This is a genomic window from Priestia sp. YIM B13552, from assembly GCF_042787775.1.
In the GTDB taxonomy this organism is placed as follows: Bacteria; Bacillota; Bacilli; order Bacillales; family Bacillaceae_H; genus Priestia; species Priestia megaterium_E.
The window spans coordinates 683984-710717 of sequence record NZ_JBHZOU010000002.1; the positions used below are offsets into that span (position 1 = coordinate 683984).

Annotated in this window: 31 protein-coding genes; 7 read left to right on the plus strand and 24 right to left on the minus strand. The window is 38.8% G+C overall.

Annotated elements, in window-relative coordinates; all coding sequences use genetic code 11:
- Window positions 1-157 precede the first annotated feature (157 nt).
- The 11 genes from sigF to ACFX40_RS09610 all read right to left on the minus strand — a co-directional run bounded on the left by sigF (window position 158) and on the right by ACFX40_RS09610 (window position 8749).
- Window positions 158-919: an RNA polymerase sporulation sigma factor SigF gene (gene sigF, locus ACFX40_RS09560; protein WP_272766937.1), complete on the minus strand. Its 762-nt coding sequence runs from the start codon at window positions 917-919 to the stop codon at window positions 158-160.
- A 12-nt stretch (window positions 920-931) separates the two neighbouring features.
- Window positions 932-1375 carry an anti-sigma F factor gene (gene spoIIAB / locus ACFX40_RS09565; protein ID WP_013084935.1) on the minus strand — a complete coding sequence of 148 codons (444 nt, stop codon included), beginning with the start codon at window positions 1373-1375 and terminating at the stop codon, window positions 932-934.
- On the minus strand, window positions 1375-1725 hold the full coding sequence (spoIIAA, locus tag ACFX40_RS09570; RefSeq protein ID WP_028410702.1) for an anti-sigma F factor antagonist: 351 nt from the start codon (window positions 1723-1725) through the stop codon (window positions 1375-1377). Before spoIIAA ends, spoIIAB begins: the two co-directional genes overlap by 1 nt.
- Before the next feature lie 102 nt (window positions 1726-1827).
- Window positions 1828-2994, minus strand: a complete 1167-nt coding sequence (locus tag ACFX40_RS09575; RefSeq protein WP_028410701.1) for a D-alanyl-D-alanine carboxypeptidase family protein — start codon at window positions 2992-2994, stop codon at window positions 1828-1830.
- 116 nt (window positions 2995-3110) lie between these two features.
- Entirely contained in the window at window positions 3111-3941 is an 831-nt protein-coding gene (locus ACFX40_RS09580) for a purine-nucleoside phosphorylase (protein ID WP_098249277.1), read from the minus strand.
- 16 nt (window positions 3942-3957) lie between these two features.
- Window positions 3958-5139 carry a phosphopentomutase gene (gene deoB, locus ACFX40_RS09585; RefSeq protein ID WP_028410699.1) on the minus strand — a complete coding sequence of 394 codons (1182 nt, stop codon included), beginning with the start codon at window positions 5137-5139 and terminating at the stop codon, window positions 3958-3960.
- Window positions 5140-5336: 197 nt separating this feature from the next.
- The gene (xerD, locus tag ACFX40_RS09590; RefSeq protein WP_028410698.1) at window positions 5337-6230 is read right to left on the minus strand and encodes a site-specific tyrosine recombinase XerD; all 894 of its coding nucleotides are present in this window, start codon (window positions 6228-6230) and stop codon (window positions 5337-5339) included.
- 6 nt (window positions 6231-6236) lie between these two features.
- Window positions 6237-6464, minus strand: a complete 228-nt coding sequence (locus ACFX40_RS09595) for a YqzK family protein (protein ID WP_013059081.1) — start codon at window positions 6462-6464, stop codon at window positions 6237-6239.
- Window positions 6465-6660: 196 nt separating this feature from the next.
- Window positions 6661-7113, minus strand: coding sequence for a ferric iron uptake transcriptional regulator (gene fur, locus ACFX40_RS09600; protein WP_013059082.1), 453 nt, complete (start codon window positions 7111-7113; stop codon window positions 6661-6663).
- Window positions 7114-7225: 112 nt separating this feature from the next.
- Window positions 7226-7870 (minus strand): stage II sporulation protein M, encoded by a 645-nt coding sequence (spoIIM, locus tag ACFX40_RS09605; RefSeq protein ID WP_028410697.1) that lies wholly within the window; start codon window positions 7868-7870, stop codon window positions 7226-7228.
- 327 nt (window positions 7871-8197) lie between these two features.
- Window positions 8198-8749, minus strand: a complete 552-nt coding sequence (locus ACFX40_RS09610; protein ID WP_013059084.1) for an NUDIX hydrolase — start codon at window positions 8747-8749, stop codon at window positions 8198-8200.
- Between the two features lie 71 nt (window positions 8750-8820).
- On the opposite strand from ACFX40_RS09610, the gene mciZ reads away from it, so the two are divergent.
- Window positions 8821-8985 carry a Z-ring formation inhibitor MciZ gene (mciZ, locus tag ACFX40_RS09615; protein WP_013059085.1) on the plus strand — a complete coding sequence of 55 codons (165 nt, stop codon included), beginning with the start codon at window positions 8821-8823 and terminating at the stop codon, window positions 8983-8985.
- A gap of 93 nt (window positions 8986-9078) precedes the next feature.
- Complete coding sequence (locus tag ACFX40_RS09620; RefSeq protein ID WP_098658775.1) at window positions 9079-9996, plus strand: aldo/keto reductase; 918 nt, start codon at window positions 9079-9081, stop codon at window positions 9994-9996.
- Window positions 9997-10023: 27 nt separating this feature from the next.
- Here ACFX40_RS09620 and ACFX40_RS09625 read toward each other — a convergent pair whose 3' ends face one another.
- The 4 genes from ACFX40_RS09625 to ACFX40_RS09640 form a co-directional block, all read right to left on the minus strand.
- Complete coding sequence (locus ACFX40_RS09625; protein ID WP_016765509.1) at window positions 10024-10272, minus strand: YqkE family protein; 249 nt, start codon at window positions 10270-10272, stop codon at window positions 10024-10026.
- Window positions 10273-10336: 64 nt separating this feature from the next.
- Entirely contained in the window at window positions 10337-11005 is a 669-nt protein-coding gene (locus ACFX40_RS09630; protein ID WP_016765510.1) for a 3-oxoacid CoA-transferase subunit B, read from the minus strand.
- A 20-nt stretch (window positions 11006-11025) separates the two neighbouring features.
- Window positions 11026-11715, minus strand: coding sequence for a CoA transferase subunit A (locus ACFX40_RS09635; protein ID WP_025750456.1), 690 nt, complete (start codon window positions 11713-11715; stop codon window positions 11026-11028).
- A gap of 235 nt (window positions 11716-11950) precedes the next feature.
- Window positions 11951-13138: an acetyl-CoA C-acetyltransferase gene (locus ACFX40_RS09640; RefSeq protein WP_028410695.1), complete on the minus strand. Its 1188-nt coding sequence runs from the start codon at window positions 13136-13138 to the stop codon at window positions 11951-11953.
- Between the two features lie 177 nt (window positions 13139-13315).
- Here ACFX40_RS09640 and ACFX40_RS09645 point away from each other — a divergent pair, with 177 nt between their 5' ends.
- Together ACFX40_RS09645 and ACFX40_RS09650 are read left to right on the plus strand one after the other, a co-directional pair.
- Complete coding sequence (locus ACFX40_RS09645) at window positions 13316-14212, plus strand: hydroxymethylglutaryl-CoA lyase (protein ID WP_028410694.1); 897 nt, start codon at window positions 13316-13318, stop codon at window positions 14210-14212.
- 68 nt (window positions 14213-14280) lie between these two features.
- Window positions 14281-15192, plus strand: coding sequence for an alpha/beta hydrolase (locus ACFX40_RS09650; protein WP_028410693.1), 912 nt, complete (start codon window positions 14281-14283; stop codon window positions 15190-15192).
- Here the strand turns inward: ACFX40_RS09650 and ACFX40_RS09655 are convergent.
- Window positions 15189-15527, minus strand: coding sequence for an iron-sulfur cluster biosynthesis family protein (locus tag ACFX40_RS09655; RefSeq protein WP_028410692.1), 339 nt, complete (start codon window positions 15525-15527; stop codon window positions 15189-15191). The two genes, ACFX40_RS09650 and ACFX40_RS09655, sit on opposite strands and share 4 nt — an antisense overlap.
- A 130-nt stretch (window positions 15528-15657) precedes the next feature.
- Here ACFX40_RS09655 and ACFX40_RS09660 point away from each other — a divergent pair, with 130 nt between their 5' ends.
- A complete protein-coding gene (locus tag ACFX40_RS09660) occupies window positions 15658-15873 on the plus strand; it encodes a CDGSH iron-sulfur domain-containing protein (protein WP_028410691.1) in 216 nt (71 codons plus the stop codon).
- A 73-nt stretch (window positions 15874-15946) separates the two neighbouring features.
- Here ACFX40_RS09660 and ACFX40_RS09665 read toward each other — a convergent pair whose 3' ends face one another.
- Entirely contained in the window at window positions 15947-16741 is a 795-nt protein-coding gene (locus ACFX40_RS09665) for an SDR family NAD(P)-dependent oxidoreductase (protein ID WP_060746998.1), read from the minus strand.
- A 23-nt stretch (window positions 16742-16764) separates the two neighbouring features.
- Window positions 16765-17721: an MBL fold metallo-hydrolase gene (locus ACFX40_RS09670; protein ID WP_028410689.1), complete on the minus strand. Its 957-nt coding sequence runs from the start codon at window positions 17719-17721 to the stop codon at window positions 16765-16767.
- A gap of 268 nt (window positions 17722-17989) precedes the next feature.
- Between ACFX40_RS09670 and proI the strand changes: the two genes are divergently transcribed.
- Together proI and namA are read left to right on the plus strand one after the other, a co-directional pair.
- Entirely contained in the window at window positions 17990-18838 is an 849-nt protein-coding gene (gene proI, locus ACFX40_RS09675; protein ID WP_013059097.1) for a pyrroline-5-carboxylate reductase ProI, read from the plus strand.
- Window positions 18839-18975: 137 nt separating this feature from the next.
- Window positions 18976-19992 (plus strand): NADPH dehydrogenase NamA, encoded by a 1017-nt coding sequence (gene namA, locus ACFX40_RS09680; protein ID WP_028410687.1) that lies wholly within the window; start codon window positions 18976-18978, stop codon window positions 19990-19992.
- 28 nt (window positions 19993-20020) lie between these two features.
- Here namA and rnz read toward each other — a convergent pair whose 3' ends face one another.
- The 6 genes from rnz to ACFX40_RS09710 all read right to left on the minus strand — a co-directional run bounded on the left by rnz (window position 20021) and on the right by ACFX40_RS09710 (window position 26718).
- On the minus strand, window positions 20021-20950 hold the full coding sequence (gene rnz / locus ACFX40_RS09685) for a ribonuclease Z (protein WP_060746996.1): 930 nt from the start codon (window positions 20948-20950) through the stop codon (window positions 20021-20023).
- A gap of 68 nt (window positions 20951-21018) precedes the next feature.
- Entirely contained in the window at window positions 21019-22377 is a 1359-nt protein-coding gene (locus ACFX40_RS09690; protein ID WP_028410685.1) for an aspartate aminotransferase family protein, read from the minus strand.
- Between the two features lie 93 nt (window positions 22378-22470).
- Window positions 22471-23940: a CoA-acylating methylmalonate-semialdehyde dehydrogenase gene (locus ACFX40_RS09695; protein ID WP_028410684.1), complete on the minus strand. Its 1470-nt coding sequence runs from the start codon at window positions 23938-23940 to the stop codon at window positions 22471-22473.
- Between the two features lie 207 nt (window positions 23941-24147).
- Window positions 24148-25779: a PucR family transcriptional regulator gene (locus ACFX40_RS09700; protein ID WP_034276881.1), complete on the minus strand. Its 1632-nt coding sequence runs from the start codon at window positions 25777-25779 to the stop codon at window positions 24148-24150.
- A 139-nt stretch (window positions 25780-25918) separates the two neighbouring features.
- Window positions 25919-26110: a hypothetical protein gene (locus tag ACFX40_RS09705; protein WP_013059103.1), complete on the minus strand. Its 192-nt coding sequence runs from the start codon at window positions 26108-26110 to the stop codon at window positions 25919-25921.
- Window positions 26111-26505: 395 nt separating this feature from the next.
- Window positions 26506-26718 (minus strand): hypothetical protein, encoded by a 213-nt coding sequence (locus tag ACFX40_RS09710; protein ID WP_028410682.1) that lies wholly within the window; start codon window positions 26716-26718, stop codon window positions 26506-26508.
- Window positions 26719-26734: the final 16 nt, after the last annotated feature.

Here is a 26734-nt window from a genome sequence, read left to right on the forward strand (position 1 = left end):
ATCACACCTTACGATTCATTATCTCCCTGTACGAGTAGTATGGATTTTCTTAAATTTTCTAATTCACGTTTCTGAACAGACCATTAATTACCAAATAAAAAAAGCAATCCGTTTCACTATTCTTCTTTGAATAGCAAAACGGATTGCTTCTTAAGTATTACGTATCATTCATATGCAGCTTCATTTGTTTTAAGATTTTCTTCTCAAGCCTCGATACCTGAACTTGAGAAATTCCCAGCCTTGCCGCCACTTCAGACTGAGTTTGATCTTTGTAATACCTCAAATAGACAATGAGCTTTTCACGCTCATCAAGTTCTTCAATTGCTTCTTTTAAGGCAATTTTATCAAACCACTTCGCTTCCGTATGATCAGCAATTTGGTCAAGAAGGGTAATTGGATCCCCATCATTTTCATAGACGGTCTCGTGAATAGACGAAGGAGCACGATTAGCTTCTTGAGCTAGCACTACTTCTTCAGGAGTGAGATCCAAATGTTCTGCAACCTCAACGACTGTAGGGACGCGTCCAAGTAATTTGGAAAGCTCGTCTTTTGCTTTACGTATTTTATTGCTCATTTCTTTCAGAGAACGGCTAACCTTTACCGTGCCATCATCACGAATAAATCGCTGAATTTCACCAATAATCATTGGAACAGCATATGTTGAAAATTTAACATCATACGATAAGTCAAATTTATCAACGGACTTTAATAGCCCTATACATCCAATTTGAAATAAATCATCGGGCTCATAACCGCGGTTAATAAAACGTTGAACAACCGACCAAACGAGCCGCATATTTTTTTGGACGATTGTATCTCGTGCAATTTGATCACCTTGCTGACTGCGCTTGATGAGGTCTTTAACTTCATGATCCTTTAAATACGGTTCGTTTTTATTTTTTTTGACCTCCACATCCATTGGCAAGTCTCCTTAATTACATAGCGCTTTACTATTTGTTAAGTGCTTTTTTAAATATAAGGTCGTACCTTCTAATACAGTTGATTCCACTCGAATTTCGTCCATAAAGTTTTCCATTATGGTGAAACCCATTCCAGAACGTTCTAGATCTGGCTTCGTTGTGTATAAAGGCTGTTTGGCTTCATCCACGTTATCGATACCAATTCCTTCATCACGAATCATCAGCTCGACTACACCATCTTCATGAAGCGTCACAGAAATGTATACCACACCATCCGGATTGCTTTCGTAGCCGTGAATAATAGCATTTGTTACTGCTTCAGATACGACTGTTTTAATTTCTGTTAGCTCATCCATTGTTGGATCTAACTGCGTAATAAATGATGCTACCGTGACGCGGGCAAACGATTCATTTTGACTAAGCGCGGAAAATTGGAGGTTCATTTGATTTTTCATTATGCCACCCCCAATTTTTGAAGCGCGTTTTCTTCATTAGGTTCAAAACGAATAATTTTAAATAAGCCTGACATATTAAACAAACGTTCTACGGCAGGAGAAATAGCACATACAACCATTTCCCCGCCGTTATTATGAACCTGTTTGTATCTCCCTAAAATAACCCCCAAGCCAGAGCTGTCCATAAAGGTTAAATGCTGTAAATTTAAAATCAAATGGCTGATAGATTCCTTCTCTATCGCTTCGGTGATTTTGCTTCTTAGCTCTTCTGCCGCATGATGATCTAATTCTCCAGTTAATCGAACCAACAAGACATCTTGTTTGAATTCCAATTCAATCGAAAGACTCACTATACAAACCTCCTCGGAAATCTTATAGTCAGTCTTTCGCTGCCGACAGAATAGAATCCTTCTCACCGACAAAACTAGTTCTATTTCGTCACATTTAGCTGTTTAAGATGTTTGAGAGAAAATAGAGAATGTACGTTTGAATATCTTCCACCAAGAAGCAGCATCGATATCTTCTTTTGCAAGAAGTGGTGAAGAACTAACTACTTTGTTATCCTTCTTAATGGTCAACGTTCCAATTTTGTCGCCTTTTTGAATAGGCGCATTTAACTTCTCGTTCATTTTCACTTCTGTTTTAACATCTTTGGCTGCATTTCCTTTTTTCAATAAAACAGAAATAGGCTCGGACGTAACAGCTGTTACCTGATCTTCGCTACCCTTGTTTACATCTATCTTGGTAATGACGTCTCCTTTTTTGTATAAAGGCTTCGTTGTATATTGACTGAACGCGTAATCTAACATTTTGGTTACTTGATTATTGCGATCTTTTGGCGTGCTTGCACCGAATACAACCGCTAACACACGCATATTTCCCTTTTTAGCGGTAGCTGTTAGGCAATATTTAGCTTGACCTGTAAATCCGGTTTTGAGTCCATCAACGCCGGGATAAAACTTCACTAAGCGATTTGTATTTACTAACCAAAACTTCTTATCTGTATCCGTGCGTAAATAAGCTTCATATTTACTTGTATAGTTAATAATTTTTTCATACTTTAGCAGCTCTCTGCCCATCATGGCCATATCATGAGCTGTACTATAGTGATTTTCTACGGGCAGGCCTGTCGGATTTTGAAATTTTGTATGAGTCAAACCAAGCTCTTTCGCTTTTTGGTTCATCTTTGCTACAAATTTTTCTTCTGATCCAGCTAAATATTCAGCCATTGCCATAGAAGCATCGTTACCGGAACCTATCGCAATCCCTTTTAGCAAATCATTTACCGTCATTTCTTCTCCGGGCTCTAAAAAGATTTGTGAGCCCCCCATTGAAGCGGCATATTCACTTGCCCGCACTTTATCTTTTAAGGTAATTTTCCCTTTATCCAAAGCCTCCATAATTAAAATCATTGTCATAATTTTAGTCATACTGGCAGGGGGAAGTTCTTGATTACTATTTTTTTCGTATAGAATTTTTCCTGTATCCCGTTCAATTAAAATAGCTGACCTAGCACTGTCAGCAAGCTCAGAATTCTTTTTTTCTGCGGCTAAAACAGGTTGCGTCATAAGTGGAAATAAAAATATGACAACGAGTAACTTTACAATAGTTCGCTTCATCTCCACAAACCTCCATTCTTTATACAACCTATTTTTTCCAAGGTATAATCGATTTATACTAAACCAAATAAAAAAAGCATCGAGAAATTCTCGATGCTTGAAGTCATATTTTCTTCTTATTGTTGATAAGCTGGAAGCTGCTTTACTACTTCTTTTACAAGAGATAAAAACTGCTGCTTTACTTTTTCAGTCGTTTCAATCACTTCTTCATGATTTAACGGCTGATCTAAAATGCCAGCTGCCATATTAGAAATACAAGAAATACCTAGTACTTTCATACCTGCATGGCGTGCGACAATAACTTCCGGCACTGTAGACATGCCGACCGCGTCTCCCCCGATAATGCGAAGCATGCGTACTTCAGCAGGCGTTTCATATGTTGGACCTGTATTTCCTACATATACACCTTCTTGTAAGGCGATATTTAAATCAGCTCCTACTTTCTTCGCTAATTGACGAAGATCCTTGCAGTAAGCAGTTGACATATCCGGGAACCTTACTCCAAAATCAGAGTCATTAGGTCCAATCAAAGGGTTGGTTCCAAAGTTATTAATATGATCAGAAATAATCATTAAGTCTCCTGGATTAAAGGATTCGTTCACTCCGCCCGCTGCATTCGTTACAATCAACGTTTCTACACCGATTTCTTTCATTACGCGCACTGGAAATGTTACTTTATCAAGGGCATACCCTTCATAAAAGTGAAAACGTCCTTGCATAGCTACAACTGGTACGTCATGAATAGTACCTATTACTAATTGACCTGCGTGACCTTCAACTGTTGAAACCGGGAACTCAGGAATGTCGTTATACGGAATTTTTACCGCGCCTTCAATTTCGTCAGCTAATACCCCTAGCCCAGAACCTAAAATAAGTCCAATTGTTGGTGTAACAGCTGATTGATTTTTAATATATGCTGCTGCTTTTTCGATATATTCTTTTTTCATACTCCATTCCCCCTGCTTAATTCAGCTCTTTTAAAAAACTTTTTCCATGCTTAGGCATTGCTACGCCAAAATTTTCTGCTACCGTTGCGCCAATATCCGCAAACGTTTGACGAATAGAAAGTTCTTTTCCTTCTTGCATGCCTTTATTGTACACAAGAAGCGGCACGTATTCACGCGTATGGTCTGTCCCATGATGAACTGGGTCATTTCCATGATCAGCTGTAATAATCAATAAATCATCTTCTTTTAATAAATCAAATACTTCTTCTAAGCGTGCATCATATTCTTCAAGCGCTTGCCCGTATCCTTGTGGATCACGGCGATGACCATAGAGAGCATCAAAATCAACTAAATTTAAGAAGCTTAAGCCTGTGAAGTCCATGTTTAATGTATCAACTAGCTTATCCATGCCGTCCATATTCGATTTGGTACGAAGAGATTTTGTTACCCCTTCTCCGTCGTAAATATCAGAAATTTTACCGATAGCAATAACATCGATGTTATTGTCTTTTAATTCATTCATTACTGTACGTCCAAAAGGCTTTAATGCATAGTCATGACGATTGGATGTACGTGTAAAGTTACCTGGTTCACCTAAAAACGGGCGAGCAATAACACGTCCAATCATATATGGATCATCAAGCGTTAATTCACGAGCAATCTCACAAATTTTGTACAATTCATCAATTGGAACAATTTCTTCATGAGCAGCAATCTGCAAAACAGAATCTGCTGACGTATAGACGATTAAGTCACCTGTTTCCATATGTTGTTTTCCTAGCTCATCCAAAATTTCTGTACCAGACGCTGGTTTGTTCCCAATGATTTTCCGACCTGTTTTTTCTTCTAATTGTGAAATCAGCTCTTCTGGAAATCCGTCTGGAAATACATTAAAAGGCGTATCAATATTAAGACCCATAATCTCCCAATGGCCTGTCATTGTATCTTTTCCTGCAGAAGCTTCCTGCATTTTTGTATAGTAAGCCAACGGTTTTTCGGCTTTATCGATTCCTTTAATTTCACGGATATTGCTTAGGCCAAGCTTAGCCATATTGGGCATATGAAGACCGTTGCAGTGCTCTGCAATATGACCAAACGTATCAGCACCTTTATCATTGTATTTTTCAGCATCCGGCGATTCACCGATACCTACTGAATCCATGACAATTAAAAATACGCGTTTATATGTATGCGCCATTTTATTCCCTCCAAATATCAATTTATTTATTCTCTATAAAATTCCCGTTTGGAAATAATTTAACCATCTTCTCTTATTGGTCAGAAGTCTGACCTCTCTATTAGTATAGACGCTTTTTATTTTTTTGTACACATGAATGAAAGTGTTTTCAATCAAAAAAACCAATGTCTATGAACTCACTGGACATTGGAATCTTCCTACGCTCGCGGATGAAACTGATTGTATACATCTTTTAAACGTGCTTTTGTAACATGTGTATAAATTTGAGTGGTCGAAATATCCGCATGCCCGAGCATTTCTTGAACAGCTCTCAAGTCCGCGCCGTTCTCTAACAAATGAGTAGCAAACGAATGCCGTAACGTATGAGGAGTTAATTCTTTTTCAATTTTTGCTTCAGAAGCTAATTTTTTTAATATTTTCCAAAACCCCTGCCTTGTTAAACGCCTTCCGTGATGATTAACAAAAAGTGCTTTGTCCTGTTCCTTTTGCTTTGTTAAAACACTCCGGCTATGCTGTAGATACTCTTCAATTGCCTCCGTTGCCAACCTTCCGATAGGGACAATTCTTTCTTTATTCCCTTTTCCGATACAACGAATAAATCCCATCGTCAAATGTGCATCATCAATATTTAAGTTAACGAGTTCAGACACACGAATTCCAGTAGCATAAAGCAACTCAAGCATCGCTTTGTCTCGCACGCCAAAAGGCGTCGAAGTATCAAACACATTTAACAGCGCCTCTACTTCCTCTGCATTTAGCACTTTTGGCAGCTTGCGCTCAAGCTGCGGAGTATCAATGTGAACGGATGGATCTGTATCCGCTGCTTTTTCTCTTAGTAAGAATTGATGAAAGGATCTAGTTGAAGCCACATGTCTCGCAATCGTTTTAGATGACTTTTGCTGATCACTTAAATATTTCAGAAAATTAACGATGTGAAGTCTTGTTACTTCATTAAATGATTTCAGCTGCTCTACATGCTCTAAATATTGAGCATACTTTTTTAAGTCTCGCTCATATGAGTCAATCGTATTTTTCGCCAGTCCCCGCTCTACTACTAAATAATGAATAAAATCTTGAATTTGATCATTCAATAGCCTCTACTCCCCGTTTTGATAAAACATAAATAAACGCTCTAGCCACGTCTGATCTTTGTTCACACTTGCTTGCATGACCTTAACTGCTGAACCCGACGGCTCATCATAACGTTTATAATTTTGATACTCTTGAGATACCCATATCATTCCAAAATAAAACAAAAGAGTAAACCCGGTAAATAAGATAAATACTTTACATGTATTATATACCATTTCAGCCCATGATTTCATGAAACAATTCCTCCAATTTTTGATTCTATTAGAAGATATGCCAATTGGGACAGGTTTTATACATGTTTCTTGCCTTTACACGCTGAGTGCTCTCCTGGTCATTTCCTTTCTTTCTATAAAACCATGTAGCTTGTAATCTCGTTATTTTTTTCTATTTATGTACAACAAAAAACCTTCTCCATTAGGGAAAAGGCTTTTACTGCTTGTCTTCTTTATCCTGACAGCGATGGCAAATGCCATGAAATGTCAAGCGGTGATCTTTAATTTTAAAATTCCATTGCTTTTCCACAATTTCTTCAACGTCTTCAAGCAAATCTTCTTGAATTTCGTCCACAGATCCACATTCCATACACACAAGGTGATGATGAAAGTGTGCGGCTCCTTCTTGTCTTAAATCGTAGCGAGAAACGCCATCGCCAAAGTTTATTTTATCAACAATTTTAAGTTCAGTTAACAATTCTAACGTACGATAAACAGTTGCCAATCCAATTTCCGGAGACTTTTCCTTGACGAGGAGATATACATCTTCGGCACTTAAATGATCCTCTTCATGTTCAAGAAGTACTCTTACAGTCGCCTCACGTTGAGGTGTCAATTTATAGCTAGCTGAGTGCAACTGCTGCTTAATTCGCTCAATTCGACTTTCCATAATTATTCCCTCCCTCGCCATTCACTAATCCATTATATCAGATGTGTCGAGGGTGTCAAAATAAAGTTATTATTAATAAGAAAAAAGAATTCTTTTTACTTAATACTTATTCTTATTTATTTAATAGAGCCATTACACTTTTCATTAAAGTAGGTGATACGTAGGCTTCAACTGTAGCCGCACAGGCAACCAAACATATCATTGCAATCATCGTGCCGCCATAGCGTAAAAAGGATGCGGAAATTGGCTCCGCTGCTTTTTTAAAGAATTGCTGCCGCACAAGCTTCAAAGAAAAGGCAACGGAAGCTGCAGACAAGATTAGAAACGCCGGGATGAGAAAGATATTTTGCGGCATAACAGATACAAAAGATAGCGCAAAACCAGAGAGTCCCATTTGATTGACTAAAAAGCCTACGGTAAAACCAATCACCATTCCTTTTAAAAACAGCAGAATTAACACTACAGGCAAACCAATAATGGCGATTCCTAATATCCAAATGAGCCCTAAGTATTTAACATTATGAAAAAAACTTTGCTGAAACATTTCAACGCTGCTTGCTACTTCTCCACTCTTTACCTGTCCGAAAAACCGGTTTAAATAAAAATACAGGTCTTCTTTTTGATCAAGCGTCAAACTATTTACAACAATAGCCCCAAAAATGATTCCCATTAAAAACAGCACGGTCACAAACAAATAAATAGAACTGTTTTCTTGAAAATGTCTTGCATACGATAATGGCAATTGTTTTTTTCTCATCGTCTTCCTCCTATTAATCGCTTAATAGAGTGTATGATAGAGTACAAAAACTATGCCAAGAATCTTTTGAATCTATCAAATAAAAAAAGAGAATGAGACATAATGAAATCTGCATTCACCATCACCTTAAAAAAATCCGAACGAATTTGATTCTCCATCAAGAATCTCTATTCATCGTTCGGATGTTCCTTAAACTAAGATATGGTTGTCACACATTTTTTTAAGTTAGAGATATACGCATGCCTGTTTTTTCTCACATCAAATGACGTTTCAATGTAAACCTCTAAATTGCTAGATTGCCGTTCGTATGTAAAAGAAAAAACTCTCTTACTCTCCTAATCCGCTTTTTAACTGTAAGTACTGCACGGCATAGGCTGTTTTTGCATCATAAATTTCCTTGTTTTGAATAAGAGTAAGGGCCTCATCTACCGTAACTTCCATTACTTCAACAAATTCATCTTCGTCTAATTCTGCTTTGGTGGTCATCACTTTTAAATCTTCCGCTAAATAAAGGTGCACCAACTCATCCGCAAAACCTGGTGATGTATAAAAAGAAATAATATGGCTAAGCGAATCTGTCGTATAGCCCGTTTCTTCTTCTAACTCACGTTTTGCTGTCACAATCGGCTCTTCTCCTTTTTCTAGCTTGCCGGCTGGAATTTCGACTAAAATACGATCCATCGGCCTGCGATACTGTTTGACCATAACCATTTTATGATCGCTTGTTAATGCAATGACAGCTACGGCTCCAGGGTGCTTAACTACTTCTCTTGTACTCGTTTTTCCGTTTGGAAGCTCTACTTCTTCTAAGTACAAATCAATCACTCTGCCTCCAAACAGCTTTTCAGAAGACAGCATTTTTTCTGTTAAATGATCCATTTTCTACACCTCGTTCTATTTTTTTGACTCTTACATATATTCTATCATACGAATCTTGGGAGGTAGAAAAAATGAAAGTTTATGTTCACGAGAAGCAAATCATTTTGGTTGGTAAAGCATGGGAAATCAAACAAAAGTTAAAAGAATACGGTGAACAATTTCAGTATGTTGATGAATGGACGAACGCTATCTCTCAAAATTTCAATTCTTACAAACAAGCAGACTGCAGACACTAATTGTGCTGCAGTTTTCTAATCTTCTTATTTGAGTTTCCCTCTATCATAGCGCTACAATAGATAGAAACAAGTAAAAAATAAGGAGTGACATAGATGGAAAAAAGACGCTTAGGTACTTCAGACTTGCTTGTCAGTACATTAGGTTTAGGGTGCATGTCTCTTGGAACGGAACAAAAACACGCTGTCAATATGATTGATGAAGCTCTCGAATATGGCATTAATTATTTCGATACAGCAGATTTATATGATTTTGGCTTAAACGAGGAGTTTGTGGGACAAGCCCTAAAAAAACGCAGAAATGATATTATTTTAGCCACAAAAGTGGGGAATCGCTGGAATGATGCAAAAGACAGCTGGACGTGGGATCCGTCTAAAGCTTACATAAAAGACGAAGTAAAAGAAAGCCTGCGCCGTCTTCAAACAGATTACATCGATTTATATCAACTGCACGGAGGAACTGTTGAAGACAATATTGAGGAAACGATTGAAGCATTTGAAGAATTAAAACAAGAAGGCGTCATTCGCTACTATGGTATTTCATCTATTCGCCCAAATGTGATTCGAGAGTATGTGCAAAATTCTTCTATTGTCAGCGTCATGATGCAATACAGCTTGTTAGACAGACGTCCTGAAGAAAGTGCACTTCCGCTTTTACATGATAACGGCATTAGCGTTGTAGCGAGAGGTCCAGTAGCCAAAGGGCTGCTAACCGAAAAAGGAGAGCAAAAGCTTGCTGCATTCGAGGGCAAGGGCTACTTAGATTATAGCGGTACGGAATTAGCAAAAACGATAGAAGAATTTTGTCACGTACGACCAACTCACTCGCTAAACTCAACGGCACTTCAATACTGTTTAGCTAATCCTACGGTAGCCTCGGTTGTAGCAGGAGCAAGCTCTTCTTCACAGCTTCGTGAAAACATCAAAGCTGTCGAGGCTTCCCCGCTTCAGCCTACTGAAATCAGCAAGCTGCAATCGATCTTTAAAGCAAATCAATACGAAGCTCACCGTTAAAAAATAAAAGCGCCGATAAAGGCGCTTTTATTTTTTAAATTCAGACCAGTTCAAATCACTTTCATTTAACAGTTCTTCAAACGACTTATTTTTTTCTTTTTCTTTTCGAATTCGAGCAGCTTCTTTACGTTCTGTTTCTTTCTGCTCTTCTTCTTTTAAAGAAAGCGCCTGTTTTTTAGCTTGAAGCTGTTTTAATAAGCTATCATTTAGCTGATCTTTAATACTAAGCTGATCATTTTGTTTTTGTGCTGATTGTTTTTGCTTTTTTTTAGCCATCACAATTCCCCCGCTACTTTAATTGAGAGATATTGTATCATATTCTTGCTTTTGTTACCAAAAATCAAAATGCATCTAGTTTTACATGTTCATCAATGATTAAAGTTGGCTCTGTAGATTGTTGAATATCTTCTACCGTATAGCCTTTCGCTACTTCAACAAGCTTTAGACCTTCTGCCGTAATATCAATGACCGCTCGATCTGTAATAATACGATCCACTACCTCTTTTCCTGTCAGAGGGAGGCTGCACTCATTTAAGATTTTAGGCTCATCTTTTCTCGTCACGTGTTCCATAATAACAATGATGCGCTGTGCTCCATGAACTAAATCCATTGCACCGCCCATTCCTTTAATCATTTTTCCAGGAATCATCCAGTTTGCCAAGTCACCAGTTTTTGAGACTTCCATTCCTCCTAAAATCGCAATGTTAATATGCCCTCCGCGAATCATTCCAAACGATTCAGCACTATCGAAGTAAGAGGCGCCTTTTGTCGCCGTTACGGTTTCTTTACCTGCATTAATTAAATCAGGATCTACTTCTCCTTCTTTCGGATATGGTCCAATGCCTAACAAACCGTTTTCGGACTGAAGCACCACCGTTTTATTATCTGAGATATGATTAGCCACAAGCGTTGGAATACCAATTCCAAGGTTTACATAAAATCCGTCCAAAATTTCTTTTTCAGCACGTTTTGCAATTCGCTCTCTCACGTTCACGCCGTTTTCAATCATGAAAAATCTCTCCCCTTTTGTTATTTTTGAACGGTTAAACGCTCAATACGTTTTTCTTGTTCACCAATAATTAACGATTGAACATATACACTAGGTGTGTGAATAATATTTGGATCGAGTGAGCCTGTTGGATGAAGTTCCTCTACTTCTGCTATCGTCACTTTTCCTGCTGCTGCAATCATTGGGCTAAAATTGCGCGCTGTCTTGTTATACACCAAGTTCCCCATATGATCGGCTTTCCAAGCTCTAACCAAACTAAAATCAGCTTTTAACGCCTCTTCTAGTAAATATTCTTTTCCTTCAAACACGCGAACTTCTTTTCCTTCAGCAATGGGTGTTCCCACTCCCGCTGGTGTATAAAATGCAGGTATGCCCGCTCCGCCGGCGCGAATCTTTTCAGCTAGCGTGCCTTGAGGCAGCAATTCTACTTCAATTTCTCCTGACAATACTTGTCTTTCAAACTCTTTATTTTCTCCCACGTAAGAACCAATCATCTTTTTAATTTGTTTGTTTTTCAGAAGCAGTCCAAGTCCCCAGTCGTCTACGCCGCAGTTATTTGAAATTACGGTTAAATCTTTTACCCCTGTTTCAACTAACGCTAAAATCAAATTCTCCGGAATTCCACATAAACCAAAACCACCGACCATAATCGTAGCACCGTCGTGAATATCTTTCACCGCTTCTTTAAACGACGTATGTACTTGTTTCATACATAACCACCCCTTCGTTATTTTTGAAAACGCTTTCTAATCTATTATAAAAGATTTTTATTTCTTTTTAAATATATATATAACTGAAAATTATAATTTAATCATTTTTTTGTCAAAAAAGTTATATTACTAGACAAATTAAAGGAAAAACAAAAACGCCACGAGTTCCAAAGCTGTATGTTTGGAATCTGTGGCGTTGTGATATAGCTTTAATGTTTGTTAAAACTATATCAAATTAAGGACGTTCAACGATTGTTGCAACGCCTTGGCCTCCGCCAATACATAACGTTGCTAACCCAAGTTTTGCGTCGCGTTTTTGCATTTCATGAATAAGTGAAACTAGGACACGTGCACCACTTGCACCAATAGGATGTCCAAGCGCAATTGCTCCACCGTTTACATTTAAAATATCATGATTAAATTGAAGTTCACGATCCACAGCGATTGACTGTGCAGCGAATGCTTCGTTTGCTTCTACTAATTGAACATCTTCTAATGAAACAGCAGCTTTTTCAAGCGCCTTTTTCACTGCGCTTACAGGACCGATTCCCATAATGCTTGGGTCTACTCCCGCAGTTGCATTACCTTTAATTGACACTAATGGTGTTAGGCCTAACTCGTCTGCTTTTTTACGGCTCATTACCACTACTGCCGCTGCACCGTCATTGATACCAGATGCATTACCAGCTGTTACAGAACCGTCTTTTTTGAAGGCTGGACGTAGTTTCCCTAAGCTTTCAGCCGTTGTGCCTGCACGTGGGAACTCATCTTGTTCAAAAACAGTTACTTGACCTTTTCTTCCAGGCACTTCTACTGGTACGATTTCATCTTTGAAACGACCAGATTGAATAGCTGCTTCTGCTTTTTGCTGACTTGAAGCTGCAAACGCATCTTGTTCGTCACGAGTAATTTCATATTTATCACACAGATTTTCAGCTGTAACGCCCATATGGTAGTCGTTAAATGCACACCATAATCCATCTTGAATCATGCTGTCAACTACTTTTTGGTCGCCCATTTTAAACCCGTTGCGTGCATTTTTTAATAAGTATGGTGCTTGGCTCATGTTTTCCATTCCACCAGCAACAATCACATCAGCATCCCCAGCAAGAATCGCTTGTGTAGCGAGATGTACTGCTTTTAGTCCTGATCCGCATACTTTATTGATGGTTAATGCTGAAACAGTTTCAGGTAAACCTGCTGCTAAAGTTGCTTGTCGTGCTGGATTTTGTCCTAAACCTGCTTGTAGGACATTTCCCATGATAACTTCATCTACTTCGTTTGCTGATACCCCTACTTTGTTTAAAGCTTCTTTAATTACAGTACCACCTAAAGTTGTTGCGGATACATTTTGTAAGCTTCCCCCAAAGCTGCCGATTGCTGTACGTACAGCGCTTACAATGACTACTTCTGTTTGACCCATGTCGAAAACCTCTCCTTACTGTTTGATTACTGTGATTAACTGTCACCTGTATTAATTTCGACATCGCTTGCGAAATTCCTCTTTTTTTGTAAAAATTTATAATTTTTATTGAATTTTAATTTTTTAGAATTAAAATGAATATTAGTAAGCGTTTACAATGTGGGAGGAGAGCGGTTTATGGGATTTCCTGAAAAAGTAACAATTATAGAAGTTGGTCCACGAGATGGACTTCAAAACGAAAAAAATTTTGTTCCAACTGAAAAAAAAATTAATTTTATCAAAAAATTAAAAGAAGCTGGACTATCCGAAATCGAAATTACATCCTTTGTTTCTCCAAAATGGGTTCCTCAAATGAAAGATGCTTCTACTGTTGCAAATACATTTCAGTCTGATACGTGCCGAAACATTGTACTTGTGCCAAACCAAAAAGGCTTGGAAAAAGCACTGCAAGCTAATTGCCGCTCCGTTGCGCTGTTTATTGGCGTAAGCAATACCTTTAATCAAAAAAATATTAACAAAAACACCAAAGAAGCTGTACAAACGCTGCTTCCTCTCATTCAGCAGCTCAAGCAGCAAGAATGTTTTATTCGAACTTGCATTTCCACCGCCTTTTATTGCCCGTATGAAGGAAAAATACATGAACGCGACGTGCTGGCCCTTTGCGAAAGCTTTGTGGAGGCTGGAGTTAATGAGCTAAGCGTTGCTGATACAATTGGCATGGCAAACCCTAAAGATGTATTTTCACTTTTTTCGAAATTAAAACAAAACTTTCCCCACACGCTACTGGCTGCGCACTTTCACGATACGAGAGGATTAGCCATTGCAAATATCTATGCAGCTTTGCAAGCCGGTATTAACAGGTTCGATTCATCGGCTGGGGGGTTAGGTGGATGCCCATTCGCTAAGGGAGCAACGGGAAACGTAGCTACAGAAGATCTCGTCTTTATGCTTCATGAAATGGGTATTTCCACTTCTATTAATGAAGAAAAGCTGCTCGAAGCGGTCGCTTTTATCGCTCCTCACATTTCAAGACCGATTGAAAGCAAGCAATACTCTTTGTTTGCACAGCGTTAAAAATTAGGTTTTTATGAGAGCGATGCTATAATAAATAATAGCTATATTAACAAAAGGAGCCGCTAATCATGAAAAAATGGCTATTATTAATAGGAAGTATTTTCGGAGCATTTGCCGCTCTTGGCATCTTTTTTACAAATCAAATGATGTACATCCGTAAAAAGACCGACAAAGTTATTATTGACCGCGATACGGAAGATGGCTTTTATGATGAGAAAGTCTATAGCACTCTTCCTAAAGAAGCATTTGTGCTTCCTTCTTCTCTAGGCTATAACATAGCTGGGACCGTTATTAAACAACACGAAAACAACCGATTTATGATTCTTTCGCACGGAGTTACAGTTCATTCACTCAACTCTATGAAATATGCTCGGCTTTTTCTAAAGCTTGGATGGAACGTCGTTCTTTATGATCACCGCCGCCACGGCAAGTCTGAAGGGAAAACAACGAGCTACGGCTATTATGAAAAACTAGACCTTCAATCCGTTGTTCATTGGGTAAAAGAACAATTCGGTTCAACTATTTCCCTCGGGATTCACGGGGAATCTATGGGAGCTGCGACCACTCTTTTGTATGCTGGAATGGAAGACGGAGCTGATTTTTATATTGTCGACTGCCCTTTTTCTGACTTGGAAGAACTTCTTGCCTATCGCTTAAAACAAGATTTCCACTTACCAAAACAGCTTGTGATGCCAGCAGCTAATATTATTTTAAAATGGCGAGAAGGCTACTCATTTAAAGACGTATCACCTATTTCAGTCGTAAATCAAATCAAACATCCTGTTCTGTTTATTCACAGCAGAGAAGATGACTATATTCTTCCTAAAATGACGGAGCAGCTGCATGCCAAAAAAATGGGAGAAAAACGGATGTATTTAGCACCTGTAGGCACTCATGCCCGCTCGTATGCTGATAATCCAGAGGAATATGAACAAGTTATTGAATCATTTTTAGAAAAAATACAAAAAGAAGCGCTTTAAAGCGCTTCTTTTGTTTTATCGATAAATGACATGCGCGGATTTAAAATTTGAGAAGGACATTTTAGCATAAACGCATATGCACTTTCATTGTAGTCAATCGTCATATTATCATCTAAAAATACTTGCTTTGTTTTTTCGACAAGAACAGGAACAAAATTCGTCTCAATGGTTACATCATCGCTCTCTTTTTCATCAACAATCCATAGCGTCGTTACGCCGCTCACAACACAGCCGCATCCATCCGTATCGTATTTTAATTTTAAATATAGTGAAGAATCTTTCCCGTACTTTTCTTGTACTTTTGCTATCGCTTTATCAGTAAAGGTAATATTCATTTTCCTTTAACTCCTTTTAAACTAATTGTATAAACAAACGAAAATTGCTTATATAATGAGTATAATACACATCTCGCTTTCATTAAACTCTGGCGATTCATATAGATGTGTACAAAAAGGAGGTTTTTTTATGTCAAAAGTACAAATTAAAGTAATGGATAACGGTTCTTTCCGTGTCACTGGAGACGTTGAATTAATTGATGCAGACGGCAACAAATTTGAAACAAAGCCGACATTTTCACTATGCCGATGTGGCCAGTCGCAAAAGATGCCCTTTTGCGACGGAAATCATAAAGGAAAATTCGACTCTTGTGTGCGCGCTGCAAAAGTTTTGGACGAGCAGTAGATTTATAGAATTACAGCCTTACTGAACGAAACCATTAACAAAAAACTTTGATAACCTGTGGTTAAAGCACAGGTTATTTTCTATTAAACGCATCCCCTGCCAATTTTTCTACGATCCCCGGGGCAAGCTGATACATCTTCGAGCCTATATTCATCCACTTAGGCAAGTTGACTTCTCGTTTTGGTTTTCCAATAATATTGACCGTTTTTTCAGCTACGTATTGAGGGGTTAACATAAACTTTTCTACGCTTTTTTCATAGTTTCCTGATTGATCTGCTATTGAAAAGAAGTTGGTTTGAATAGGACCTGGATTCACTGCCGTTACATAGATATCTGTTTTCGCTAATTCCATTCGCAGGCTGTTGGTAAACCCTAGCACGGCATGTTTAGAAGCTGAATAGCCACTGGATTTAGGCGTCGCAAGTTTGCCTGCTTGAGAAGCAATGTTAATAATATGTCCTTTGTTTTCTTTTAGCATATAAGCTAAAATTTCTTGTGTACATGCAATTAATCCAATAACATTGACTTGAAACATTGAGGCAATGGTCTTAATCGATGCTTCTTTCACTTCTTCAAATACACCAAAGCCTGCATTATTAATCAGGACATCAACACGCTTAATTTCACTCATCATTTTCTGAACCACTCTTTTGACTTCCTCTACGTTCGCTACGTCAGCTTTGTATATGTAAGAGGTAATCCCATACTGTTGACTAATTTGCTCAGCTACTCGGTGCAGCTTTTCTTCTGTACGTGCAAGTAAAACGGGGACGCCCCCTCTTTTAGCCACTTCGTAAGCTAAATGTTCTCCAAGACCTCCTGAAGCGCCTGTAATCACGACATGTTGGTTCTTTAACGAGGATTTCAAATATAACACACCTTTTTTATAAGTTAAGAGCACACAGAATAAATAAGCGTACTTTCTTTTTCATGTGTACTGATTTTATTTGCGTCTTCTAAAAAATCGAGCTGACCAATTGTTTCAGAAAGAGTTAGCCCTAGTTCTTTTTCATAAATAGTAGGAAATAGCTGTTTGCAAATATCAAACGCTGTTTGAGGACGTTCTTTTATCATGCTAAGCACTTTATCCGCTCGGTCGCTCTGCTTTTGTAACCGCTCTTGTACAAGTTCGCGAACACGTAACACTTCATCTCCATGACCTGTATAGATACAGTTTATCTCTAAATCAAGCAGACGTCTTAATGAATGATTATATTGAAGAAGCGTTTTAGGTCGCTCGCCGCTTGGTTTCATAGGAGGTTCAATAAGCGGATTAGATGAAATATGCTTTAACAATAAATCTCCTCCAATCATAACCGCTGTTCTTTCATTGTATAATGCAATATGGCTTTGAGCATGACCTGGTACTTCAAGTACTTTCCAACTCTCTAGGCCCGGAATGTAATCTCCTTCCTGCACAGAAGTTGTAAGAGAACGATGACATGAATACTTCATTGATGCTTTTAAACGTTTTAAATAAGGGCGAAACCTTTCATCTACGCCGGCTTTCATAAAGTGGTCTTCAAAAAACGCATCGTACCACTCAAAAAAATCTGGATTTTGGGAGATCCAAGGCTGATTTTTTGCATGACCGACTATGGCGATATCTTTATCAAAAAAATCAAGCATTCCTACGTGATCAGGATGGTGATGAGTTAGGACAACTTGCTTAATATCATCTGGTTTTAATCCTATTTCATTAAGCTTTTCTTTAAATACAGACCACGCTGCCTCCGTTTTAATACCAGCATCGATTAGCGTAACGGTCTGACCTTTTATAACAAAAACATTCACATCTCCTACCGCAAAAGGAGTAGGCAGCACAATTTTATATAATTGCTCATTCATCTGTATTTTTGCTCCTTTACCATCGCATTTTCTTTTAAGTTTACACGATTTTCCCTGTTATTTATACAATTGCATTCGTTTTCTGAAAATTACATTGACATCCCTCTCTTTTTCATTGCATAATGACAGAAATATAGTGAAGTTTTATTCATATCTTTAGATAACTATGCATTTTATAAAGAAGAGATACACAAACACAAGCCTTTAACAGATACTGAAATCTCAGTATCTGTTTTCATTGGATAGCAAATGACTGGAGGAACTTTTAATGAAAACGGATCTAAACATCGCCTTTATTGGAGCTGGATCAATGGCTGAAGCCATGATCTCAGGGCTGCTGTCAGATAAAAAGCTTCGCCCCAATCAAATCACCGTAACAAATCATAGCAACGATAAAAGACTTCACGAACTTCGAAACGCCTATGAAATTAACATTACGCGTAATCATGCCTTGTTAATCGAAAAAAGCGATATCGTCGTGCTTGCTATTAAACCAAAAGACGTAGCGGAAAGCATCGATACGATTAAGTCTTATATTCGTCCCCACCACCTCGTTCTCTCTGTTTTAGCAGGTGTATCGACTGCCACAATTGTAAACTTGTTTGACCAAGAAGTAGCGGTTGTAAGAGCTATGCCAAATACATCGGCCTCTATTGGATTATCGGCTACAGCCATTGCACCCGGCAAGTTTGCTACAGCAGAGCATATGAACGTTACTACTGCTTTATTTGAAACGATTGGTACGGTTACAACTGTAGAGGAAGAGCAGCTTCACGCTGTAACAGGACTATCTGGAAGCGGCCCAGCGTATGTCTACTATCTAGTAGAAGCAATGGAAAAAGCAGCTGAAAAACAAGGCTTGGATACGTCAGTGTCAAATGAACTAATTCTTCAAACTCTTATCGGTGCTGCAGAAATGCTGAAACAGTCACCTAAAACGCCAGCCGTACTTCGAAAAGAAGTGATGAGTCCGGGCGGCACAACAGAAGCAGGAATCGAACAGCTTATTTCTCATAACTTCCAAGAAGCCATGATGCAGTGTATTGAACAAGCTACAATTCGCTCCAAATATTTAGGAGATACGATTGACGAAAAAATCTCGAGTAAACGTTCGTAAAGGTTCACCTCTTTCTAAAAAAAGAAAGAGGTTTTTTTATGATTAAAAATGGATAAGCAGATTATGTGAAAGAAAATTCAATGCGGTGATATAATAACTTTTGTTTAGAGTATCGAAATAATTGGAGGTTAAACCAAATGACAACAAAACTATTTTCACCTTATACAGTGAAAGATGTAACATTAAAAAACCGAATTGTAATGTCACCAATGTGCATGTATTCATGTGAAAAGGAAGACGGCGTAATAACTGACTTTCATATGGTTCACTACACAACTCGTGCGGTTGGACAAGTAGGTCTCATTATGGTTGAAGCCTCAGCTGTCGTGCCACAAGGTCGTATTTCAGCTCAAGACTTGGGAATTTGGAATGATGAACAAAAAGATGGATTAACGAAACTTGTGACACAGCTAAAAGAAAACGGTGCAAAAACTGCTATTCAACTTGCACACGCAGGACGTAAAGCAACTGTTGAAGGCGATATTTATGCTCCTTCCGCTATTGCTTTTGATGATAAAAGTAAAAAACCTGTGGAAATGACCACAGAACAAATTCATGAAACGATTTCTGCCTTTAAAGAAAGCGCTCGACGTTCAAAAGAAGCTGGATTTGATATTATCGAGCTTCATGCGGCACACGGTTATTTAGTACATCAATTTCTATCGCCGCTAAGCAATAAGCGCAGCGACGAATATGGCGGCAGCGCTGAAAACCGCTATCGTTTCTTAAAGGAAATTATTGAAGCTGTGAAAACAGAGTGGGACGGCCCTTTATTTGTCCGTGTTTCTGCTTCTGACTATACAGAAGGCGGATTAACAGTCGATGATCACGTTGTATTTGCAAAATGGATGAAAGAACAAGGCGTCGACTTAATTGACGTTAGTTCCGGTGCTCTAGTACACGCTCCAATCAACGTATACCCTGGCTATCAAGTGCCGTTTGCAGATAAAATCAAGCAGCAAGCTAATATTGATACAGGCGCTGTTGGGCTAATTACAACTGGACGACAAGCAGAAGAGATTTTACAAAGCGAACGCGCTGATTTAATTTTTGTTGCGCGCGAACTTCTGCGCGATCCGTACTTCCCGCGCACGGCGGCAAAAGAGCTAAATGAAACAATTTCAGCACCCGTTCAGTACGAACGCGGATGGTAAAAAAAGACGAGGATATCCTCGTCTTTTTTTATGAAATCGTAAACCGCTTCAAGTCTTCTGCTATGTCGGTATTCGGAAAAATTTCTTTTGCTCCTTCTGCTAGCTGGCTGACTGCGTCTCCTTGGTAACGCGAACTAATATGAGATAAAATAAGACGCTCGGCAGATGCTGTTTTAGCAATTTCAGCAGCTTCTTTTGCAGTAGAATGAAAATAGTTGTAAGCAAGCTCCTCGTCTCCCGCTGAAAAAGTAGCTTCATGGACTAATACATTCGCATCCATAGCAAGCTGAACACTTTGCATACACTTTCTTGTATCTCCTAAAACCGTGATGACCTTCCCTTTTTTAGCCTCTCCTACAAATTCTTGACCATTGATTATACGCCCATCTTTTAATACTACTTCTTTCCCTTCTTTTAACTGCTGATAATGAGGCCCCGGGGGAATATTCATCTCTTTTAAACGCTGAACGTCCAGTGATCCTGGCAAATCTTTTTCGACAACTCGATATCCATAAGATAAAATGCCATGTTCAAGCTTGCCAAACTCCACTGAAAAAGTTTCATCTTCAAAAATCGTTCCACTTTCACTGTCCTCTTCTATTTCAACAACCTCTAGAGGATATTGCAGATGAGTTTGACTTACAGCCAGCGTGACTTCAATAAATTCTTTAATTCCTTTTGGCCCGTATACAGTAAGCTGCGATTCTCCGCCTTGAAACGAACGGCTTCCAAGGAGTCCAGGCAATCCGTAAATATGATCACCGTGAAGGTGCGTAATAAAAATTTTCTCAATTCGCCTCGGTTTAACGGTTGTATGTAAAATTTGATGCTGTGTTGCTTCTCCACAATCAAAAAGCCACACCGCCCCTCTTTCTTGCAAAAGTTCGAGCGCAAGAGATGAAACATTCCGCTGTTTCGCCGGTACTCCTGCACCCGTCCCTAAAAATAACAATTCCATTTTCTACTTCCTCCTTCACACGCACAAAAAGCCTGTAAGTATATTATACAGGCTTTTTGCAAACTTACCTATTTGATGCTGTCAAGCGCATACGTAATAGTAGCTAATAACAGCTCAATATCACTTTCCTCAATGTTAAGCGGCGGTGAGAGCGTGAGAACATTATTATAGCCGGCCACCGTTGCTCCATTTTTCCCAATAATCACTCCTTTGCTTTTGCATTTAGCAATCACTTCATTTACAAGATTAACGTCTAACGGTTCCTTCGTTTGTTTATCAGCTACAAGTTCAATTCCAATTAAAAGCCCTTTACCCCTTACGTCTCCAACGTATGGGTGGCTATCGATAAGCGGCTTTAGCTCACTTAATACGTAAGCTCCGAGCCGTTTAGAACGGTCAAAAAGATTTTCTCTTTCCATAATTTCTAAATTCTTTAATGCCAGTGCACACGCAGCCGGGCTTCCTCCAAATGTATTAACATGGCGAAAATACTCGTACTGATCGCTATCTTTGAACGCTTCATAAATTTCTTTTTTAACAGCAGTTGCAGAGAGCGGAAGATATGCGCTTGTAATTCCTTTTGCCATGGTAATGATATCTGGTTTTACATCGTAATTCATAAAACCAAAGGCTTCTCCTGTACGTCCAAAGCCGCAAATAACCTCATCTGCAATTAAAAGTGCACCGTGTTTTTCACACGTTTCTTTTACGCCTTTCATATAATTTTGAGGCGGTAAAAGAATTCCTCCTCCTGTAATAATTGGCTCCATAATAACAGCGGCAATCGTTTCACTTAGCTCCCACGTCATAACGTTGTCAATATCTTTTACAGATTGAAGATTTTCTTTCGGTGCATCGTAGTCATCTTGCCCTCGGTACGAATCAGGCGGGGCCACGTGAATAAAGCCAGGGGCAAGCGGTTCATATTTATATTTACGCTGAGCTTGACCCGTTGCTGCTAGTGCGCCCATTGAATTTCCGTGATACCCTCGGTAACGCGAAATAAATTTGTAGCGAGAATGCTCTCCTTTTTGCTGATGGTACTGACGCACAATTTTAAAAGCCGTTTCATTTGCTTCAGATCCGCTATTTGAAAAGAAGATAACATAGTCATCACCTAGCATTTCATTTAGCTTCTCTGCCAGTTTGATAGCAGGTACGTGAGATTGAGTGAGTGGAAAATAAGCCAGTTCTTTTAGCTGCTCATAGGCTGCGAGCGCTAACTCATCCCGTCCATACCCGGTATTTACACACCAAAGCCCTGCCATTGCATCTAAATAGCGATTTCCTTGTTCATCTGTAATCCAAGCACCTTTTGCTTTTGTAGCAACCATTGTTGCATCCGGACTGTATGGTTTCATTCCATGCCATACATACTGCTCATCTTTTGCACGCAGATCTTTTTCATTTTGACTGACCTGTACCATCTTATCCACTCCCAAATCGCTAGCGCGGTATTTTTTTCTGTATGAAAAGACTTCGACAAAATGCCGAAGCCACTTGCTATATTCATCTATATGTTAAAAGTCAAAGCGTGATGTAACCATCTTTTTACGTGTAAAGAAGTTCAAACCGTCTTTGCCGTTGACATGCAAATCTCCGTAAAAAGAGTCTTTCCAACCGGAGAATGGGAAGAAGGCCATTGTAGCAGGTACTCCTACGTTAATACCGAGCATACCCGCATCTGCTTCTTCTCTAAATTGACGCACGGCTTTTGCATCTTTTGTATAAATCGTTGCTCCATTTCCAAAACGGGATTTTTCCATATAGCGAAGTGCTTCATCTAATGTGTCAGCGCGAAGCAAGCTGAGTACAGGTGCAAAAATCTCTTCTTTAGCAATGGTCATATCAGGAGTTACGCGGTCAAAAATTGTTGCTCCTAAGAAATTGCCTTCTGTATGTTCATCCATTTCTTTACGTCCGTCACGAATGAGTTCCGCTCCTTCTTTCATGCCAAGTTCAATATAATCCAGCACCTTATCACGGTGCTCTTTTCGAATCACAGGCGTTAGAAGCACTTCATCATCAAATCCGCTTCCCATAATTAATTCATCTGCTTTTTGCTTTAATTTTGCGACGAATTCATCGCCTTTTTCACCCACGACGACCACGGCGCTGCACGCCATGCAACGCTGGCCGGCACTTCCATAAGCCGAGCTGATAATATGTGATACCGCTTTATCCATATCGCAGTCTGGCATCACAACATGGTGATTTTTAGCTCCAGATAAAGCCTGAACTCGTTTCCCTTGAGCAGCAGCTTGTTCATAAACATATTTTGCTACCGGCTGCGATCCGACGAATGAAATCGCTTTAACTTTTTCATGCTCTATTAATCCGTTCACAACATCGTGTGCCCCGTGCACAATATTTAATAATCCATCCGGTGCTCCTGCTTCTGTAAAAAGTTCAGCAAGTCGCGTTGCTAAAAGCGGCGTTCGCTCAGACGGTTTTAATACAAACGCATTTCCACATACAATGGCAAGAGGGAACATCCAAAGCGGTACCATCATCGGAAAGTTAAAAGGTGTGATGCCGCCAACGACACCCAGTGGAAAACGGAACATCTCAGAATCAATTTCTTCCGCTATGTTATTTAATGATTCCCCCATTAATAAAGTAGGAGCACCCGCGGCAAACTCCACGCATTCAATACCGCGCTGTACTTCACCGTAAGCTTCTTTGAAAGCCTTGCCGTTTTCTTGTACAACTAATTTAGCTAACTCTTCATGATGCTTAACTAGTAAATGCTGAAACGCAAACATTAATCTTGCTCGTTTTGGAGCAGGAACGTTACGCCATGTTTCAAATGTTTTTTGAGCTGTTTCCACCGCATTGGCTACGTCTTCTTTTGTAGAAAGCGGTACTTTTGCAATGACTTCGCCCGTCGATGGGTTAATTACCTCTCCAAATTTTCCCCCTGCCGTATCAACCCATTTTCCGCCCACGTAATTTTTTAAAACTTGCGTATCATTATTCACAACTGACATATCGCTTGGCCTCCTCAAAAAATAAGAAATGACAAATCTACCTTTATTATTGAATAAATAAATGGTGGTTGCATTAGACAAAATGTGAAACAACTCTAGATTCTCGTTTCACATTTTGCGCAGTGAACTAGGAGAAAGCATGAACTAAAATGAACATATAGTAAAATCAGCCTCAACATAAAAAAACAGCTGTTTCCAGCTGCTTACTTATCCGTTTATAAATTCCGCGCGCGACTTTTTCATCATAAACAAATATTCATATGCCATAATCATAAACTCAATTGCCAGTCGTTTTTCCGGCTCCATAAAGTCTTCACCCAGCAGCTTTTCTAGTTTTTCGATACGGTGATACAGCGTTTGCCGGACAATGTATAAACGCTTAGCCGTCTCTTGTTTAGATCCGTTGCATGCTAAATAAATTTTTAATGTTTCCATGAGTTTTGCATTATACGTTTCATCATATGTAATAACGGGCTGCAGATATTCAAACACCACTTCCTGTAAGTCTTCATGCTGATGTAAAAGCGAAATAATCCGGTACATATGCAAATCATCATAAAAATGAATAATGGTTTGTTTTTGCAGCATTTCTTGAATCGAAATTGTTTCTTTAGCCGTTTCATAGCTTTTATGCATGCAGTCAAGCTGTTCACAGTATTGGCCAATTCCGATAAAGCTAATGGCGTTCCTCTTTGAATTTTCATCCGATTCATATTGATTCATCCAGCGATGAAGGCTGTTTTCTAATCTCTCTCTCCATGTGCTAACCATTCGTTTGTTCAAAAGAATAAATAATACTTCGCGATTTCGCTCGGAGACTAATAAGTGAAAGCCTTCTTGTTCAAAAATGCTTCGCAAGATCAGCTTAAAATACGTTCGATCAAACTTCTCCCGCCTTTGCCACTTACAGCAAACAACGACACCTCCGCGAATAGGCGAATCTGAACACACTTCGTGCATAGAGTCTTTTATTTGTTCAAGAGTTAACTCTCCGTTCATCCATTTTGTCATCCATTCGGTTTCATCTACTCTTTTTTTCTCTTCGACATACAGGTCCTTCAAAAAATGCTGAGCAAGTGCAGTCGCCGTTCGGTCAACAGTGAGCACTTCAAGTTCTGTTAACGCTTCATTTATAGAAGCAACATACAGCTGAGCATAATCTTGTCCTAATAAATGAATAGGCTGCTCAGTAAAATGCGGACTTTCATTTTCCCTGCTTATATAATGAAGTAGAAGCTGCTGTTTGAGCAAGTCCATCTCCGGAGCAAAGGTAAGTAATTCATTTGAAACTTTAAGGCCGACAAGAAGCCCCGTAGATTCATATAAACACTGTAAGATGAGGGCCGGATCATTAACTGTTAACAGCAGCTGATTTAGCCTATGAGAATACTGTTCTAAATCGGAAATCATTTGATAGTGCTGATTAATTAAAAGCGAGTGAACATCTTGCGTAATTTCAACGAACGGAACTTCCTCGTGAAATAAAATAATCGGAAAATCACATTCGTTCGCTTTATCAATGACAATTTGCGGAATCTTAGAAGTATAAGTGCCAAGTTCAATACACAGTCCTGATGCCTTACAAGAAATTAATTGCTGAAGAAATGATAAACAAGATTGAGGATCTTCTCCCCAGCCTACCCCTGTCGATAAAATGAGCTCGTTTCCTTTTAGCAGCTCATTAATGCGCGTCACTTCCATCACGTGCACCCACTTAACAGAATTAGTAAGCCCTTTCTCTCCAGCTATTACTTCACAGTTTACAAAATGTTTCCTTGTTAAAATCTCTGTTACTGTTAAATATGATTTCAAGTCAACACCGCCCCTAGCGAATTTCACATCATGTCTCCTGGATCATTAACGCGTATTTCGCATATGTGTAGAACAAAAGCTATATCTTCTTACATTATATTAAATATTTAGAAGAAATAAAATATTTAATGAAAGAAATGAAAAAAGCTGTAACGATAATGGATCGTTACAGCTTCTGAGCTGTTTGCTGTAATTTATTAAAAAAACCGTGGCGTTTAACCGCTTGTTCTTTAATTCGGTGAATTTCTTTTTTGTAAAAACGCAAATCTTGTAGTGACACTGCATTTAACATTTCCATTTTTAATTTATCAATAATTTTTGTTTCTTCTTGTGTCATACACTGCGTAGCTTGATCCATCGGTGTCACACCCTTTTCGTATTTAATAGATTTAGTTTGAAAACGTTCTACTCTAATATTTACTACAATTTACTAGATAACTAAACCTTTTCTCTTTCGATGTAAACGAAATGTAACAACTGTAATACAGTGAATGGATAATATCTAGTTATTTTGTTTCACATCCAAAACGAAAAAAACACACAAACGGATCACTTTTGTCAGCCAATATAGTAAAAAACTTATAGGTATTAGTAAACAAATAAAGAGATTGAAACATAATTAAATTACTCCAATCAACATTTGAAAGCGCTTATATATATGGAATCTACGTTCACTCTACCAATAAAAAAATCCGAACGATTCATCGTTCGGATCTTCCTTCAGCTAAAATAATTTTGTCCTAGCCTCCATTTTTATACTTGTTGAATCAGTACGGATGAAAAATATTTTCTAGCATCCGCCGTCAATATATGAAGCGTTTCTTGTTCGGTTTGGTTATTTTCGTTGCGTTCAAACGTCACAAACGCCCCGCTTAGATTCTCTGTTACGGCCGTTATTTTGAATCCTTTTTGCAGCAAAAAATCAATCTTTTCTCGCTCTGCCATATATTCATGGTAACTTGACATTTCCCTGCCTCCGATC